Origin of the sequence: Pseudarthrobacter sp. NPDC080039 (assembly GCF_040702335.1) — a bacterium.
Classification (GTDB): domain Bacteria; phylum Actinomycetota; class Actinomycetes; order Actinomycetales; family Micrococcaceae; genus Arthrobacter; species Arthrobacter enclensis_A.
Window position 1 is genome coordinate 389,458 of the sequence record NZ_JBFBKY010000003.1, and the last position, 13,369, is coordinate 402,826.

Here is a 13,369-nt window from a genome sequence, read left to right on the forward strand (position 1 = left end):
GGGTCATCGATCCACCGGAAGGCACCTGGATGGAGCCACCTATGGGGGAACGGGTTCTCAATCACATTTAGAAGGAGTCTCTCCATGCGCAAAATGACCAAGAAGTCCAAGATCGCAGCCGTTGCCGCTTCCGCCGCCCTGCTGGCTGCCGGCGGCGGTGCGGCCTACGCCTACTGGAGCACCACGGGTTCCGGCGGTGGAACAGCCGTGGCATCGGGCGGTACCACATCGGCCACGATCCAGATCTCCGCGGGCTTTGCGGGCGGTCTCACGCCGGGCGCTTCCGAGCCAATCACCTACTCGGCGACCAACCCGAACACGTCCAGCACCACAGTGACCCTGGACAACGCAGTCGTGACTGCGAATAACGGCTGCGACGCTAACTGGTTCGCGGCCTCGGTCCCAACGAACACCACCACCATTACGGCCGGAGGTACCGCGACTCTCGGTGCGGGAACCATTTCCTTCAAGGATGACCCCACCCAACCCCAGGACGCCTGCAAGGGTGCCACCATCACGGTGACCGTGACCAGCCACTAACAAGCGGGCGGGCCGGGGGCGGCAACAAACCGCCCCCGGCTTGCCGTCATCTGCACCAAACACGAGGGGGCACAGGGTGCACAACCAGGACGGACAGCCAGGACGGCGAACGCGGATCGGTATCAAGGCGACACTGATCGCGCTGATGCTGGTGCTTGTCAGCGCAGGTGCGCTGATCGCGGCAGCGAGTAATCCCAAACCGGGCATAACAATGCAGGTCTCCCCTGCCAGCCAATCCGTCCAGCAGGGACAGTCGGCCTCCTACACGGTGACAGTAACCTCAACCGGGGGCTTGAGCGGTACCGTCAACCTGACCAGCGCGGGACTGCCGGCAGGAACAACCGGTGCCTTCTCGCCGTCGTCCGTCTCCCTCAGCTCCGGCGGAACGGCAACGGCCACCTTCACTGCCGCCACCACGGCCAGCACCCCCGCGGGTACCAGCTCCCTGACCATCACGGGCACCAGCGGCAAGGTCTCCGGCAGCACCACCGCCAGCCTCACCGTGAATTACAAGGTCTCCGCCTCGTTCTCCGTCAGCGCCACCCCGGACTCGGTGACCATGCCACCGGGCGCCACCGCCGTGTATACCCTGCAGCTGAGCCGCAACAACTTCACCGGACCTGTCAGCTTCAGCGTCATGGGCGGGCTCCCGGCCGGTGCGACGGCGTCGTTCTCGCCGAACCCCGCAACGGGTAACTCCACCACGCTGCAGGTAGCCACCACGGCGGCCTCCCCCACCGGAACCTCCAGCCTGTATCTGGTGGGAAGCGGCGTGGACTCCACCGGGAAGACCCAGTACGCCTATGCCAACGTCCAACTGGTCCTGGACTCCACCATCAAGCAGTTCACGCTCTCCGGGAACGTCCCGGGAACACTGTCCCCGGGCACGTCGGCCGGGCTGGACCTGCAGATCAGCAACCCCACCGGCAAGCCCCTCTCCGTGACCAACCTGTCCGTAGCCATCACGGGGGTTGCCAGGAGCGCGGACGCGGTGGCGAAAAACCTCGCCTGCACCGCGCAGGACTTCACCGTCACGCAGTTCAGCGGCGCCTACCCGGTGGCTGTCCCAACCGGAAGCAGCTCCCTCTCCACTATCGGAGTCGCCCAGGCGGCGTGGCCGAGGGTGGGCATGCTGGACACCTCCGCCAACCAGGACGGCTGCAAAGGCGCAACCCTCCAGCTCGCATACTCCGGATCAGGACAGGGGAACTGAGATGACCAGCACCGCAAGGACGGTCCGCACCAAGCGCGGCATCGGGGGTGCAGCCCTGGCCGCACTCCTGGTGACGGCGGGCACCGGAACCGCCTATGCCTATTGGAGCGCCACAGGGTCCGGGTCCGGGTCGGCAACAGCGGCCACCATGCAGATCGTCACCGTGGACGCCCTGGTAGCCGGCGACACCCCCAAGACGACGCTCATCCCGGGCGGCAGCGCCGACGTCGTACTCCACCTCACCAACCCCAACCCCTACGACGTCCAGGTTTACAGCGTTGCCCCCAACGGCCCCGCGGCGGCGGACGCCAACCACCCCGGCTGCACCACCACCGGCGTCAGCTTCACCGGGACCACTGCCCCGCTGTCACCCGCAACGTACGTTGCCGCGAACTCGTCAGCGCTCATCACCCTCCCCGGAGCGGCCGCCATGGACACCACCTCTCTCGCAGCCTGCCAGGGCGCCACCTTCAGCCTGCCCGTCACTGTGGAGGCGCGGAAATGAGCTCAACCACCAGAAGCCAGCAGTCCACGAGCGGCCGCCGGCAGCGCAGGCTGCCGTGGATCGCCGCCACCCTGACCCTCCTGCTCGGCGCCGGCACCCCGGCCTACGCCTTCTGGGCCGCCACCACCAGCAGCAACAACGCAGCCGCCGCTGCCGACGCCCTCCTGGCAGGCTCCAAGCCAACCGCGACCGCCACCGGCACCTCCGTGGCCGTCAGCTGGGCCGCGGGGAGCACCGGCAACGGCCGCCCGGCCACCGGGTACCTGGTCTCCCGCTACTCCACGGCCACGGGCGGAACCGCGACGGCGGCCACCGGCGGCTGCGCCGGGACCGTCACCACACTGACGTGCACCGAATCGAACGTGCCCGGCGGCGTCTGGTACTACACGGTCACCCCAACCATCGCCCTCTGGACCGGCGCGGAAAGCCCGCGCAGCACCGGAGCCAGCATCGACACCACTCCGCCGACGGCAACCGCGTCGGTCTCACCCACGCCCAACGCCGCGGGCTGGAACAACACCAGCCCGGTCACCGTCACCATCACCGCCGACGACGGGACGTCAGGTTCCGGCGTCGCCTCCATTTCCTACACGGTCGACGGCGGCGCGCAGCAGACAGTGAACGGCGCCATTGCCTCTGTCCCGGTGACCGGAGAGGGGACACACACCGTGTCCTACTTCGCCACCGACAAGGCGGGCAACGTGGGGACCGCAAAGAGCCAGGCAGTCAAAATCGACACCACCCCACCGGGCACCAAAGCAATGGCGCTGGCGAACGGAACAAGCGGCGGGGCGAAAGTTGGCACCATTGACGCTGGTGACACGGTCAACATCCCGTTCACCGAGGCCATGAACCTCAACAAATTCTGCCCGGGCTGGACCGGCTCAGCCATCAACGGCACCGCCACGATCACCAACGGTACGGATGCCACCAAGGACACCATCAGCTTCACTACCACCGGCTGCGCCGGACTTGCCATCGGGACCATTAATCTGGGCGCGGACTACGTGGCGGGAACGCCGGCCGTCTTTGCCGGCACGTCCAACGGCAACAGTTCCACTATCAAGAACCCGTCCACGCTCAGCTGGGATTCGACGAGCAATTCGCTGGTCATCACCCTGGGAGCCCTGTCCTCAGGTTCAGTGCCCACATCCTCTCCACTTAGCAGTCCGATCTACACCCCCGCCGCCGGCCTGGCCGACCTCGCGGGGAACGCACTAGCCACCACGGCCAGCCCCACCCCAACAGCGGCGACACGCTTCTGACGCCAGAGGCGGCGCGGAACCCGCATCCGCGCCGCCTGCATCCATCCCGGAAAGGCAGTACCGCATACTGTGGGAATGAAATTCACCACGACGATCCAAGGCAGCGGCAACAAGACCGGCATCGAGGTACCCGAGCACGTGGTCCATGCCCTTGATGCCGGCCGCCGCCCGCCGGTGATCGTCACGATCAACGGCGAAAGCTACCGCAGCAGCGTTGCCGTAATGGGTGGCCGGAACATGGTCAGCGTGAGCGCCGCGCACCGGGAGCTTACGCGAGTAGCCGCCGGGGACACCGTCGAGGTGGACCTGGAACTGGACACCGAACCGCGGGTCGTTGAAATTCCCGTCGACCTCGCCGCCGCTCTGGACTCCGAACCCGAAGCGAAAGCCTTCTACGCAACCCTGAACTACAGCAGCCAGCGCCGCTACGTGGAGCCCATCGCCGATGCGAAAACGGCGGAAACCCGGTCGCGTCGGATTGCCAAGGTGATAGAAGACCTCAAGGCCAACAAGAAGTAGCATTCGCGGAGGCGGAAGCTTTCGCTGGCGACGGCAGCGCCCGGAATGGATAAGAACGCAGCGCCGCACTGCTGGACACCACGCCCTCATTCATCAGTCTACTTACTAATTGGTGGGATTGTAAGGGTAAGCGGGCTCTCGGATGCGGGAACCGGGCACCAGGGGCGCTGCAGCGTAGGTGCTACTTCTGCTCGGGTATCCAGAACGGTGCCTCCGCTCCCGTGCCGGTGAGGTTGTCGCAGCGGACCAACTGAGTGCCGATACGCTCCAACGGGCAGTCCACGTAGGTGTTGAGGGCTTCATCGTCAGAGGCGGCGCTAGCGGTGGCGGGCACTGCGGAAAGGAACAGCGCAGGGAAGACGGCAGCAAGAACGGGCATGTTGCGCTTAAACATGGGTTGGCTCCTTGGATTCGGCAAGGGCAGGTGAAGATGCGGCCAGCCCAGGACCTGGGCGGGCGCAACTGGGTCCCCCAGCCGATTCCCCACAAATCTGAGTCCCGCCAACGCGGAACTCTCCGGCAGTTCCAAACGCTACACGGGCACCAGGGGCGCCAAAAGGGTAGCCGGTACCCCGCATGACCACTCCGGATACCCAATTCAGGAGGAGCTTCCGTGGGGGACCTGCACCTAGGCACCCCCATAGGCCCGGGGGCTCAGAAGTTCGGGGCTTTGTCGACGCGCAATTCATTCCGCGACGCACAGGTGCATCTTCGCGGCCCAGATAACCGCCGCGCCAGGGAATGTTCGCGTCGAAAATGCGGCAGTGCGTCGAGAATCCCGCAACTCCTAAATGCCGCCAACCAAATTTGCGCCGACCTTGATGCAGTCTTGATCGAATCCCGGCAAGACCTTGAGGCGCTCCATCCAAAGTGATCCGTGAAGGACGGGAACGCAGCTTAATGCACCTGGGGACTGGGCCCAGTCAACCCGCTCCTGCATCGGATAAAACCGATGGTCTCAGATGCCTGGCGGCGCCAAGAAGCGGCGCCGCCAGGCAACCCATTCCACATCCCACAGGCCAGGGGCCGACGGCGGAGGCACGGATCAGCGTCGATCCGAAAAAAGCCGTCGGTCCCCTCATCGTTGAAGGAAAGTACGACGCCGGCCCGCGGCCACGTCGAAGGCCCGGCTTGGTTGCCGGGTTTATGAAGAGTCCCGCTGGGTAGGGATGCACCTGAGGAGCCCCGCGGACGAGACATTTCCCGTGGGGCTTTTCGTTTGCCCGCTACCCGTCGAGCCGCGCTGCGTTGCTGTGGTGCGGCACCACGACGTGCACCGCATTCCGCTCAATGGTGAAGTCCGTAGGGGTGACCGTGGCGATCTCGCCGTCGAGGTTTACCGGCAGCGGCGGCTCGGTGACCAGCCGGACATGCTGCTGCGTGGTCAGGTGGTACACGCCGTCCCGCTCAACAAAGCTGCCGTCCTTCAGCATGCGGGCGATCCTTATATGCTCGCGCAGCGGCGCCCCCGGGATGGCATAGATATCAAGGGCGTGGTCGTCGATCCCCGCAGTGGGCGAGACCGCGTTGCCGCCGCCGTAATGCCGGCCGTTGCCCACCGCCACCTGCAGCATGTTCTCCAGCTCGAGCGTCCGGTGGTCCCCCGCGGGGAACTCAAGCCGGGCGCGGAACGGCTTGTGCCGGGCGTACGCGCGGACTGCGGCAACGCCGTAGGCCAGCGGACCCAGGGACCGCTTCAGGCGCGGGCTCAGGCTCTCGGTCACACCGACTGACAGCCCAACCGACGCAACGTTGAGGAACGGCTCGCCGTTGGCCCGTCCCAGGTCGATGTCCACCACTTTTCCGTCCGCGAGCGCAGCACAAGCCGCGTCCAAGCCGGACGGGATCTCCAGGGTCCGGGCAAGGTCGTTGGCCGTCCCCAGCGGCAGGACCCCCAGCACGGTTCCGGTTCCAGCAAGCCGCCCGGCGGCGTAGGACACGGTGCCGTCGCCGCCGCCTACAACCACCAGGTCGTATTCCGCCGCAAGCACCCGGTCCAGCGCCCCGGTCAGTTCCGTTCCCGTCCCCACGTAGTGCACGGAGGAGATGGGCAGGCCGGCCTTCTGCAGCTTGCCCAGCGCCTGCTCCGGCCCGGCTGCGGCAAGGCGTGCGCCGGCGTTGATCACCAGCGCAACGGAGTGCGCGTCCCGGGCAGCCTTCATGGGGACCTTCCTAGGTGGCGGAACCGGGAGCGGCACCGGCGCTCACTTCCTGCGGCGCACCACCAGCACGATGTACAGGGCAACGCCCACTGCCACCAGCGTCCCAACGTTGATACCTATGTTTGAACCGTTCAGCACCCCATCAGCTTACGTCCGGCGTCGTACGTCAACCCAGGGGTAAGGGCGCCGCGCCGAACCGGTCCGGGTAGAGCAGCGGCAGCTGCAGGGTCAGCCAGGGACTGAAGGCCCAGGGTGTTGCGGCCACGGCGGCAGTGATGAGCGCGGGATCGGTCCACTGCCACTCCATGACCTCATCGGCGCGGGGCGTCAGCGGCGATGCAGCACGTGCCGTGAAGACGGGGCAGATCTCGTTCTCCACCACGCCGGAGGCATCAACGGCGCGGTACCGGAAGTCGGGCACCTTCAGCTCCACCTGCTCCAGGCGGAGACCCAGCTCGTACTCCCCGCGGCGCCGCAGGGCGTCCTCGAGGTCCTCGCCCGGGGCGGGGTGGCCGCAGAAGGAGTTGGTCCAGACGCCGGGCCACGTGAGCTTGGTGAGGGCACGGCGGGTGAGGAGGATGCGGCCGGCGCGGTCAAACACGTGGGCGGAAAACGCCAGGTGCAGCGGTGTGTCAGCGGAGTGCACGGTGGCTTTGTCCTGGACGCCTATAGGTGTTCCGTCGTCGGCCGCCAGGACCACTTGCTCTGCGTTCCGGTTCAATTGCCCTCCCATGGTGCCCGTGCTTACTTTACCTACGGATATGGGGCCGCCCTGGCGGATACCGCGGTCCCCGGGCCTCCCCGGCCCGATCACCGCCCCGGATTACCCGCCGCCGCCCGGCTTTCCCTACAGTGGAAGGTGGCAACAGCGGATGGAAGGGCGGCGAGTGGCATGAGTGCACCGTTCCGCCTCCCCCGTGCCGTGGCCTTCACCGCGGCCATGTTCGCCCTGGCCGCATGGGCCCACGTGCTGGCCGGCGGGGTACTGCCCCAGCCGGCCATCGTGGCAGGGATCGTGGCCCTGGTGCTGGCGCCAGTCACCATCCTCTCGAAAACCACGATCAGCGCCCCGGCGATGATCGGGCTCCTGGGGTCCAGCCAACTGCTCCTCCACTGGGCCTTCGACGCGCTCTCCGTGTCCGCAACCTTCACTCCCGCTGCGGGCACCCATGCCCACGGCGTCTCCCCGCTGTCCCCTGCGGCCGCGGCCCTGATACCTGAACACGCCGCCGTACCCGGGGCCGTGATGCTGGCCCTGCACGCCGCGGCAACCCTGGCCACCGCCCTGGTCCTTGCCCGGGGCGAAGCCGCCGTATGGGCGCTGGCCGCCTGGCTGCGCCCGCTGGTCCGGATCCTGGCTGCCGTTGCCGTTCCGGAGTGGCCGCGCATTCCCGCGCCGGCCGCCGTCGTTATTCCTTTCCGGTGGCGCAACCTGCGCCTGCCTGCCCTGCGCGGGCCACCGGCCTTCCACGCCGCGCTCTAGCGGCTGCCGCTCTCTCCGCGCCGTCCCCACCTGCCGCAAGCAGGCAGTGGGCCCCCGCGTTGTCCCCTCTTTTCCGCGCCGCCGCCCACGCGGCCCTTGTGGCGCACCCTTTGGAAGGCTTGCTTTGAACACCTCATTCCGCCGTACCCTCAAAACCCTGTCAGCCGCCGCTGCCGCCGCGGGACTGGTCGCCGCCGGCGCCACCGCCGCGTCCGCGCACGTCAGCGTGAACCCGGACGATACCGGCGCCAACGGCTACTCCCACCTGACGTTCAACGTCCCCAACGAGTCCCCCACCGCCAAGACCAGCAAGCTCGAGGTCACGCTGCCAACCGACACACCCTTCACCTCCGTCTCCGTGAAGCCCGTGGAGGGCTGGACCGCGCAGGTGATCACCGGCGAACTGCCCAAGCCCGTCACCATCTCCGGCACCACGGTCACCAAGGCGCCCACCTCGGTGGTCTGGACTGCCGATGAAGCCCACCAGCTGGGCCAGAACCAGTACCAGGCGTTCTCGCTGTCCGTGGGCCGGCTTCCCGCCGAGGGCACCAGGGTCACCCTGAAGGCGGCCCAGACGTACACCGACGGCAGCGTGGTGAAGTGGGACGAGGAGAGCGCCGAGGGGCAGCCGGAGCCCCAGCACCCGGCGCCGTCGTTCGTGACAACGGCCGACGACGGCGCTGCCGCCACCACGGCGTCACCGTCGCCCAGTGCCGAGACAGTGAGCCGGACAGCCCAGGATTCAAGCGATGCGGCGTCCGTGTGGGGCGTGGTACTGGGGGCGGCAGGATTCGTGCTCGGTGCTGCGGCACTGGGCCTGGTCCTCGCCGGCCGCCGGACCCGCGCCGCCGGAAAGTAGGAGGGAATACTCATGAAGAAGTCTCAATCCCAAAGCCCGGCGGCGTGGCTGGCCCGCGTGCTGCTACCGCTGGCCACCGCCGGTTTCCTGCTGTTTTCGTCGGCGCCGGCGCAGGCGCACGACTCCCTGGAGTCCAGCAACCCGGCCAACGGTTCCACGGTCAGCACCATGCCCGAGAAGATCGAGCTGACCTTCGACCACACCCCCATCGCGATCAACTCGATCGTGCGCGTGGAGGATGCCAGCGGGACAGACCAGGCGGACGGCCCGGTTTCGATCGTTGACAACCAGGTCAGCCAGGCGGTGAAGCCAGGGGCTCCGCAAGGCAAGTACACGGTGGTGTGGCGGGTGGTGTCCTCGGACGGCCATCCCATTGAGGGGACGTTCATCTTCACCGCCGGCGGCCCGAACTCGGTGCCGTCGGCCGCGCCTGCTGCGGCCGCGGATGCCGGCCTTCCTACGCAACTTGTGGTGGCGGGGATTGTTGGTGCGGTCCTGCTCGTCGGGCTGGTGGTGGTCGGGCTGCTGATCCGGCGGCGGCTGCGGAACCCGGAGGGCGAGGGGTAAAGCGCGCCGGCCGCCACCTCCACAGCCCGTTGCTAATCCGGAAACAGCAGTTTCCGCAGCCAATCGGGCTTCTCCGAGGCGGCTGGCCCATCCCTGTGCTTTCCGGGTTGTGAACGGCCCTGGCCGTGGCGGCCTGAACCTCTCGAGCCTGAGCGACGGTCGGCTCACGTACAAGGCCAAGGCGACGGACCCCACCGGCAACACGGAGGCATCAGCGACGCATACCGGAATGAAGAAGATGTGCGTGTAGTGACGGGGGCGACGAGCGGCGCCGGCCCGAGGCTTGTGTCGTGTTCAAGGAGCCCATGTGGCCGAGCTCGTTCTGCGGCAGGGCAGTGAAATGGAACTCGATGCTTTCATCCGTGTCGTCCCGATTCTGAACGATTTTGATGAGGTCATCCTGGGCTGGGCCGTGGAGCAGTTCTCGCGCGCTGCCTGCGCCTAACGCGGCTGGGACTTGGACGCACGCTGGTAGTCCCGGCCTGGGACGGACTGGCCTCTGGCAGTGCCGGGCCAGAGCCTGATCTTGCCCAGCTTACGCAGCCTGCTCATCTGTGGCGGAACAGGCAGCCGCCGCGTGCCATGTTGCCCAGTCCGCGGCGTGGGTTGTGGGGTGGCCGAGGAGGTAGCCTTGTCCGGCGTGGATTCCCAGGCCGCGGGCGGTGGCGAGGTCGGCTTCGGTTTCTATTCCTTCGGCGACGATGGTGGCGCCTGTTTCCTGGGCGAACTGAACCATTGCGGCACCGAGGGCGCGCTGTCGCGGGTTGGCATGGATGCCGGTGATGAGGGAGCGGTCCAGCTTGATGATGTCTGGTTGGAGTTGCAGGATGTGGCGCATGCAGGAGAAGCCGGAGCCTGCGTCGTCGACCGCTACCCTTAGTCCTCGGTTCCGCAGGGGCGCCAGGGCGGTGAGGAGGGAGTCGTAGTCATCCACGGGTTGCCGTTCGGTTAGTTCCAGGACGATCCGGTGAGGGTGGATGCCTGCTTCGTCCAGGAGGCGGGGCAGGCGCGGGTCGAGGCAGGTTTCCGGTGAAAGGTTCAGTGCGACGGTGAGGTTTGCGGGCAGACCGGCTGCGTCCTGCAGTGCCGTTTGCAGGGCTGCGAAATCCAGTTCGCGGACGAGGCCTGCTGTGGTGGCATCGGTGAACCAGTGGTCGGGGCTGAGGCTCGTGTCGCCGGGAAACCGGGCCAGGGCTTCGACGCCGGTGATGGTACCGGTGCTGAGGTTGTGGACGGGCTGGAAAGCGGTGATGATGGCCCGTGCCCGGCCCGTCTTGCCGGCGTGTTCCATGCTGCGTCCGTGGAGGAGGGTCCGGACCGTCTGGCCCGGCAGAAGCCTGCCGACACCCTCGAAGCCATGTTCTGTACCGTCGGGAGCCCGGCGGGCGGTGCCGGTGACTCCGATCCACACTGATGTCCCGTTGCGGTGGCGGAAAGCAACAACGACGCCGGCCCACTCGCCCGTACGCTGATCGTGGAGGTGGGCGCCGTTTCGGCGCGCGCTGGCCCGGTCGGCGTCGTCAAGGACAGTGCTGAGAGGCCTGCCTAACAGGTCCGAGGGCGCATAGCCGAGCAGGGAAGCGCTTGCCTGGCTGGAAAAAGTGAAGATCCCCTTACTGTCCACGGCCCAGAGCCAGTCCGGGCCTGCGCCCAGGAGATCCCCGATGCGCCCGGGGATGAATGACTCGCGGGGATCCTGATGGGTTCGGTTTCGGATGACTGCAGCGGCGACGAGCGCTGCGGCGATCGAGCCCGGGAGGATGACAACGACCGGTGAGTCGGGAAAGTCTTGGCCGAAAGCATGCAGCGCCGTCGTAACCGCGAGGGTTAAGGCGGCCTGTACAGACAGGACGCACAGCAGAAGGCGTCCGGCAGTGATCGGCACTGGGCCGGCCGTGTCCCGTGGTGGTGCCGGGGCCAGAGGCGGGGGACCGTTGCCGTCTGTGGATGCGGTCATGACTGCACGGTAGCAGGGTCAGCGTCCACTGGCTCGGTAGCAGCGGCTGCGTGGTTCGGGCCCGTCCGGTAGCGGTAGGTGATGTTTTCATCCTGGACGATGAAGGTTTCAACACCGCTGCGGGACCAGTGCAGGACCAGCAGACCGTAGCGTTCGGCGAGTTTGGCCAGGGTTGAGAACGTGGTGACGTCGATAACCGGCCTGCCCTGCGCTGCGGGCATGGGGTGGACCCGGACCAGCAGCGCGGCGTAGCGGCGGCGGATCGCCGCAGCCTCATCTACCGGGGCAGTCCGGCGGGCAAAGACCACCACGATCACCCCGATGGCCAGGGCCGCGGCGAGCAGGACCCCGGAGATTAACCGGGCGGCCGCGGCCGTGATGTTCAGGCCGTTGACGCCGAGCATCCGGGGGGTCATGGCGTCTTCTCCGTAGTTGCGGTATCGGTGACACGGAGCGTGTCGGGGGCCCCGGTCAGGGCCAGCTGCTGGGGTGTGAGAGTGAGTTTGAGGCCGGGCGCGAAGGTGGCTCCGTCGGCTGTTGTGATCTGCGGGGTGACGACGACCGAAAGTGGGGTGGCGGGCAGGCCTGTGATGGCCGAGGCTGCCTGTGCCTTGGCTTCCAGGGCCTTCAGGTCTAGGGTGACTTTCCCGTCGTCGCCGGAACCGTTCAAGGTCACGGGCCCGGCCAGGGGGGTCGTGGCGTGCCAGCCGCCCTGGGTGGACAGGACCGCGGTGACGCGCACCGTGCCGGGATCTCCGTGGTAGGCGAAGTGCACGTCCACGGTGTCGCTGAGTTTACGGAAGACGGGGTCCGGTGAGTTGGCTGTGGTTCCGTCGTAGGCGGGGCTGGTCCCAACGGCAGCGGTGTAGGAGAAGTCCATTCGGGTGCCGCTCTTGACTTGTGATGTGGAGGCTGCTTCGAGAGGCCCGGACCAGGCGAAGATCCCGAGGACGGTGCCCAGGACGGCGAAAGCAGCGCACAGAGCTGCCGAGATCCGCAAGGAGGACGGCAGTCCGCCAAGGTTGAGTGCCGGGGTGGGACTGGAGCTGATGTGGCGGGACACTGCTGTTCTCCTTCGTTTTCGGCTGCGGCGGGTGGTGGCTGCGGCCCTGCCACCTGCCAACAGAGCAAACGTGGCAAGGGCCAGGCCCGGGGGGCTCGTGAGGTCCTGAAGCCACAGGCCGCCTTGCGGGATATGGACTATGGCACGGCCGACGAGGTCATGGGCCTGAGGCTTGAGTGGGTCGATGGCTGGCAGGCCCCTGAGCGGACCCCGCGGCGGCGCAACCCCCAAGTACAACTGGATGGCGGGGCCAAGGACACTGCCGGCCGGTGAGCGTCGGCAGCAGCACTTTTCAGCCCCACTGTCATCGCTGACCCTGTCCGTAGACCCTTCGACTCATCGAAGCTACCAGCGGCAAACCACAATTAGCACCGTCCTTGGATTAACCTGTGCGAACCTTTGAACGCGCTAAAGCATCATGGGAATCTCGGGGTAAATCTGCGCAAAATTCGTGCTTCGAAAATGGCCCGATCAAAGTCAGCCAGCAAAGGCCTGCCGACCCCGCCGCGACACAGGCTCAAGTCAAACCAAGTGTTTCCGCAGGATCAGCCGACAATGGCCCTCTGCCTGGCTCCGGCGTCATAGCGTGGGAGGATGGCCGCTTCAACATCATCAACGCACCCCGGGGACCCGGCGGAGGTAGCCGCCGGCCTCTCCACGGGCGCCGATACTGTGGGACTCCCGGTCACTCCCGTAAGGGACCCTGCCGTGGAGATGCTGCCGCTGCTTGAACCTGCCGCTCTCGAAGCGCTGACAGAAGATACGGGTGCGCCTGGCATGGCACTGCAGTTTGCCCGCGACTTCGCGGGACTGTGGGACCAGCGCCACGCCCGGCTAAGGAACTCCGTTGAACAGGAAGACCTGACGATGGCCATCGACGCGGCTATCAGCCTGAAAGTCACCTCGGCATTGGTGGGCGGCTCCCGCCTGGCGCATCTGGCCCACACCCTGGATACGGCCCTCCGGCAAGGCAATCTCCGTGAGGCCCCCACCCTGCTGGCACTGATAGCCATCCACGGCCACGACACCATCGCAGAACTCCGGCGCCAGCACGACCTGCCCTCCGCCTGATCAGTTGGCCTGATACTCAGAATCGTTCTCCACGACGCCGCGACGGGGACGGCCTCTGAACAGGCAACCTAGGCGTATTCAACCGGTCGAAGCAACACCCGATTACGGAGGTGTTGGATGTCGGTTCGCAATCGGCAGAAGCAAGTACGGGCGTATCGAGGGCAG

Annotated in this window: 16 protein-coding genes; 10 read left to right on the plus strand and 6 right to left on the minus strand. The window is 66.9% G+C overall.

From position 1 onward, the window contains the following. Positions 1-84: 84 nt before the first annotated feature. From AB0313_RS05790 to AB0313_RS05810, 5 genes are all read left to right on the plus strand, one after another. On the plus strand, positions 85-540 hold the full coding sequence (locus tag AB0313_RS05790) for a hypothetical protein (protein WP_366304204.1): 456 nt from the start codon (positions 85-87) through the stop codon (positions 538-540). Between the two features lie 76 nt (positions 541-616). Then, the gene (locus AB0313_RS05795) at positions 617-1,753 is read left to right on the plus strand and encodes a hypothetical protein (protein ID WP_366304206.1); all 1,137 of its coding nucleotides are present in this window, start codon (positions 617-619) and stop codon (positions 1,751-1,753) included. A 1-nt stretch (position 1,754) separates the two neighbouring features. Beyond that, a complete protein-coding gene (locus AB0313_RS05800) occupies positions 1,755-2,258 on the plus strand; it encodes a hypothetical protein (protein ID WP_366304208.1) in 504 nt (167 codons plus the stop codon). Then, on the plus strand, positions 2,255-3,523 hold the full coding sequence (locus AB0313_RS05805) for a hypothetical protein (RefSeq protein ID WP_366304210.1): 1,269 nt from the start codon (positions 2,255-2,257) through the stop codon (positions 3,521-3,523). The genes AB0313_RS05800 and AB0313_RS05805 overlap by 4 nt, the downstream gene beginning before the upstream one ends. 75 nt (positions 3,524-3,598) lie before the next feature. Continuing rightward, positions 3,599-4,042: a YdeI/OmpD-associated family protein gene (locus tag AB0313_RS05810; protein WP_366304212.1), complete on the plus strand. Its 444-nt coding sequence runs from the start codon at positions 3,599-3,601 to the stop codon at positions 4,040-4,042. 181 nt (positions 4,043-4,223) lie between these two features. On the opposite strand, the gene AB0313_RS05815 is transcribed toward AB0313_RS05810, so the two are convergent. From AB0313_RS05815 to idi, 3 genes are all read right to left on the minus strand, one after another. Next, a complete protein-coding gene (locus tag AB0313_RS05815) occupies positions 4,224-4,436 on the minus strand; it encodes a hypothetical protein (protein ID WP_366304214.1) in 213 nt (70 codons plus the stop codon). 832 nt (positions 4,437-5,268) lie between these two features. Beyond that, a complete protein-coding gene (locus AB0313_RS05820; RefSeq protein WP_366304216.1) occupies positions 5,269-6,204 on the minus strand; it encodes a lipid kinase in 936 nt (311 codons plus the stop codon). Positions 6,205-6,370: 166 nt separating this feature from the next. Continuing rightward, positions 6,371-6,925, minus strand: a complete 555-nt coding sequence (gene idi, locus AB0313_RS05825; protein ID WP_366304218.1) for an isopentenyl-diphosphate Delta-isomerase — start codon at positions 6,923-6,925, stop codon at positions 6,371-6,373. Between the two features lie 171 nt (positions 6,926-7,096). Between idi and AB0313_RS05830 the strand changes: the two genes are divergently transcribed. From AB0313_RS05830 to AB0313_RS05845, 4 genes are all read left to right on the plus strand, one after another. Then, on the plus strand, positions 7,097-7,687 hold the full coding sequence (locus AB0313_RS05830) for a hypothetical protein (RefSeq protein WP_366304220.1): 591 nt from the start codon (positions 7,097-7,099) through the stop codon (positions 7,685-7,687). A gap of 124 nt (positions 7,688-7,811) precedes the next feature. Further along, on the plus strand, positions 7,812-8,546 hold the full coding sequence (locus tag AB0313_RS05835; protein ID WP_366304222.1) for a YcnI family protein: 735 nt from the start codon (positions 7,812-7,814) through the stop codon (positions 8,544-8,546). Between the two features lie 12 nt (positions 8,547-8,558). Further along, positions 8,559-9,113 (plus strand): copper resistance protein CopC, encoded by a 555-nt coding sequence (locus tag AB0313_RS05840; RefSeq protein ID WP_366304224.1) that lies wholly within the window; start codon positions 8,559-8,561, stop codon positions 9,111-9,113. A gap of 307 nt (positions 9,114-9,420) precedes the next feature. Continuing rightward, positions 9,421-9,558 (plus strand): hypothetical protein, encoded by a 138-nt coding sequence (locus AB0313_RS05845; protein WP_366304226.1) that lies wholly within the window; start codon positions 9,421-9,423, stop codon positions 9,556-9,558. Positions 9,559-9,648: 90 nt separating this feature from the next. Here the strand turns inward: AB0313_RS05845 and AB0313_RS05850 are convergent, their stop codons facing one another. Genes AB0313_RS05850 through AB0313_RS05860 form a run of 3 tightly spaced genes read right to left on the minus strand, consistent with a single transcriptional unit; the run spans position 9,649 to position 12,133 of the window. Beyond that, on the minus strand, positions 9,649-11,070 hold the full coding sequence (locus AB0313_RS05850) for an EAL domain-containing protein (protein WP_366304228.1): 1,422 nt from the start codon (positions 11,068-11,070) through the stop codon (positions 9,649-9,651). After that, positions 11,067-11,486, minus strand: coding sequence for a DUF5305 family protein (locus AB0313_RS05855; RefSeq protein WP_366304230.1), 420 nt, complete (start codon positions 11,484-11,486; stop codon positions 11,067-11,069). The genes AB0313_RS05850 and AB0313_RS05855 overlap by 4 nt, the downstream gene beginning before the upstream one ends. Beyond that, positions 11,483-12,133 carry a hypothetical protein gene (locus AB0313_RS05860; RefSeq protein ID WP_366304232.1) on the minus strand — a complete coding sequence of 217 codons (651 nt, stop codon included), beginning with the start codon at positions 12,131-12,133 and terminating at the stop codon, positions 11,483-11,485. The genes AB0313_RS05855 and AB0313_RS05860 overlap by 4 nt, the downstream gene beginning before the upstream one ends. A 594-nt stretch (positions 12,134-12,727) precedes the next feature. Here AB0313_RS05860 and AB0313_RS05865 point away from each other — a divergent pair. Next, the gene (locus tag AB0313_RS05865; protein WP_366304234.1) at positions 12,728-13,204 is read left to right on the plus strand and encodes an Hpt domain-containing protein; all 477 of its coding nucleotides are present in this window, start codon (positions 12,728-12,730) and stop codon (positions 13,202-13,204) included. The last annotated feature ends 165 nt before the right edge of the window (positions 13,205-13,369 follow it).

Coding starts and splice junctions, on each gene's coding strand:
- AB0313_RS05850 (WP_366304228.1), bottom strand. CDS start 11,070: ATGACCGCATCCACAGACGGCAACGGTCCCCCGCCTCTGGCCCCGGCA.
- AB0313_RS05790 (WP_366304204.1), top strand. CDS start 85: ATGCGCAAAATGACCAAGAAGTCCAAGATCGCAGCCGTTGCCGCTTCC.
- AB0313_RS05820 (WP_366304216.1), bottom strand. CDS start 6,204: ATGAAGGCTGCCCGGGACGCGCACTCCGTTGCGCTGGTGATCAACGCC.
- AB0313_RS05815 (WP_366304214.1), bottom strand. CDS start 4,436: ATGTTTAAGCGCAACATGCCCGTTCTTGCTGCCGTCTTCCCTGCGCTG.
- AB0313_RS05840 (WP_366304224.1), top strand. CDS start 8,559: ATGAAGAAGTCTCAATCCCAAAGCCCGGCGGCGTGGCTGGCCCGCGTG.
- AB0313_RS05810 (WP_366304212.1), top strand. CDS start 3,599: ATGAAATTCACCACGACGATCCAAGGCAGCGGCAACAAGACCGGCATC.
- AB0313_RS05865 (WP_366304234.1), top strand. CDS start 12,728: ATGGCCGCTTCAACATCATCAACGCACCCCGGGGACCCGGCGGAGGTA.
- AB0313_RS05855 (WP_366304230.1), bottom strand. CDS start 11,486: ATGACCCCCCGGATGCTCGGCGTCAACGGCCTGAACATCACGGCCGCG.
- AB0313_RS05805 (WP_366304210.1), top strand. CDS start 2,255: ATGAGCTCAACCACCAGAAGCCAGCAGTCCACGAGCGGCCGCCGGCAG.
- AB0313_RS05830 (WP_366304220.1), top strand. CDS start 7,097: ATGAGTGCACCGTTCCGCCTCCCCCGTGCCGTGGCCTTCACCGCGGCC.
- AB0313_RS05800 (WP_366304208.1), top strand. CDS start 1,755: ATGACCAGCACCGCAAGGACGGTCCGCACCAAGCGCGGCATCGGGGGT.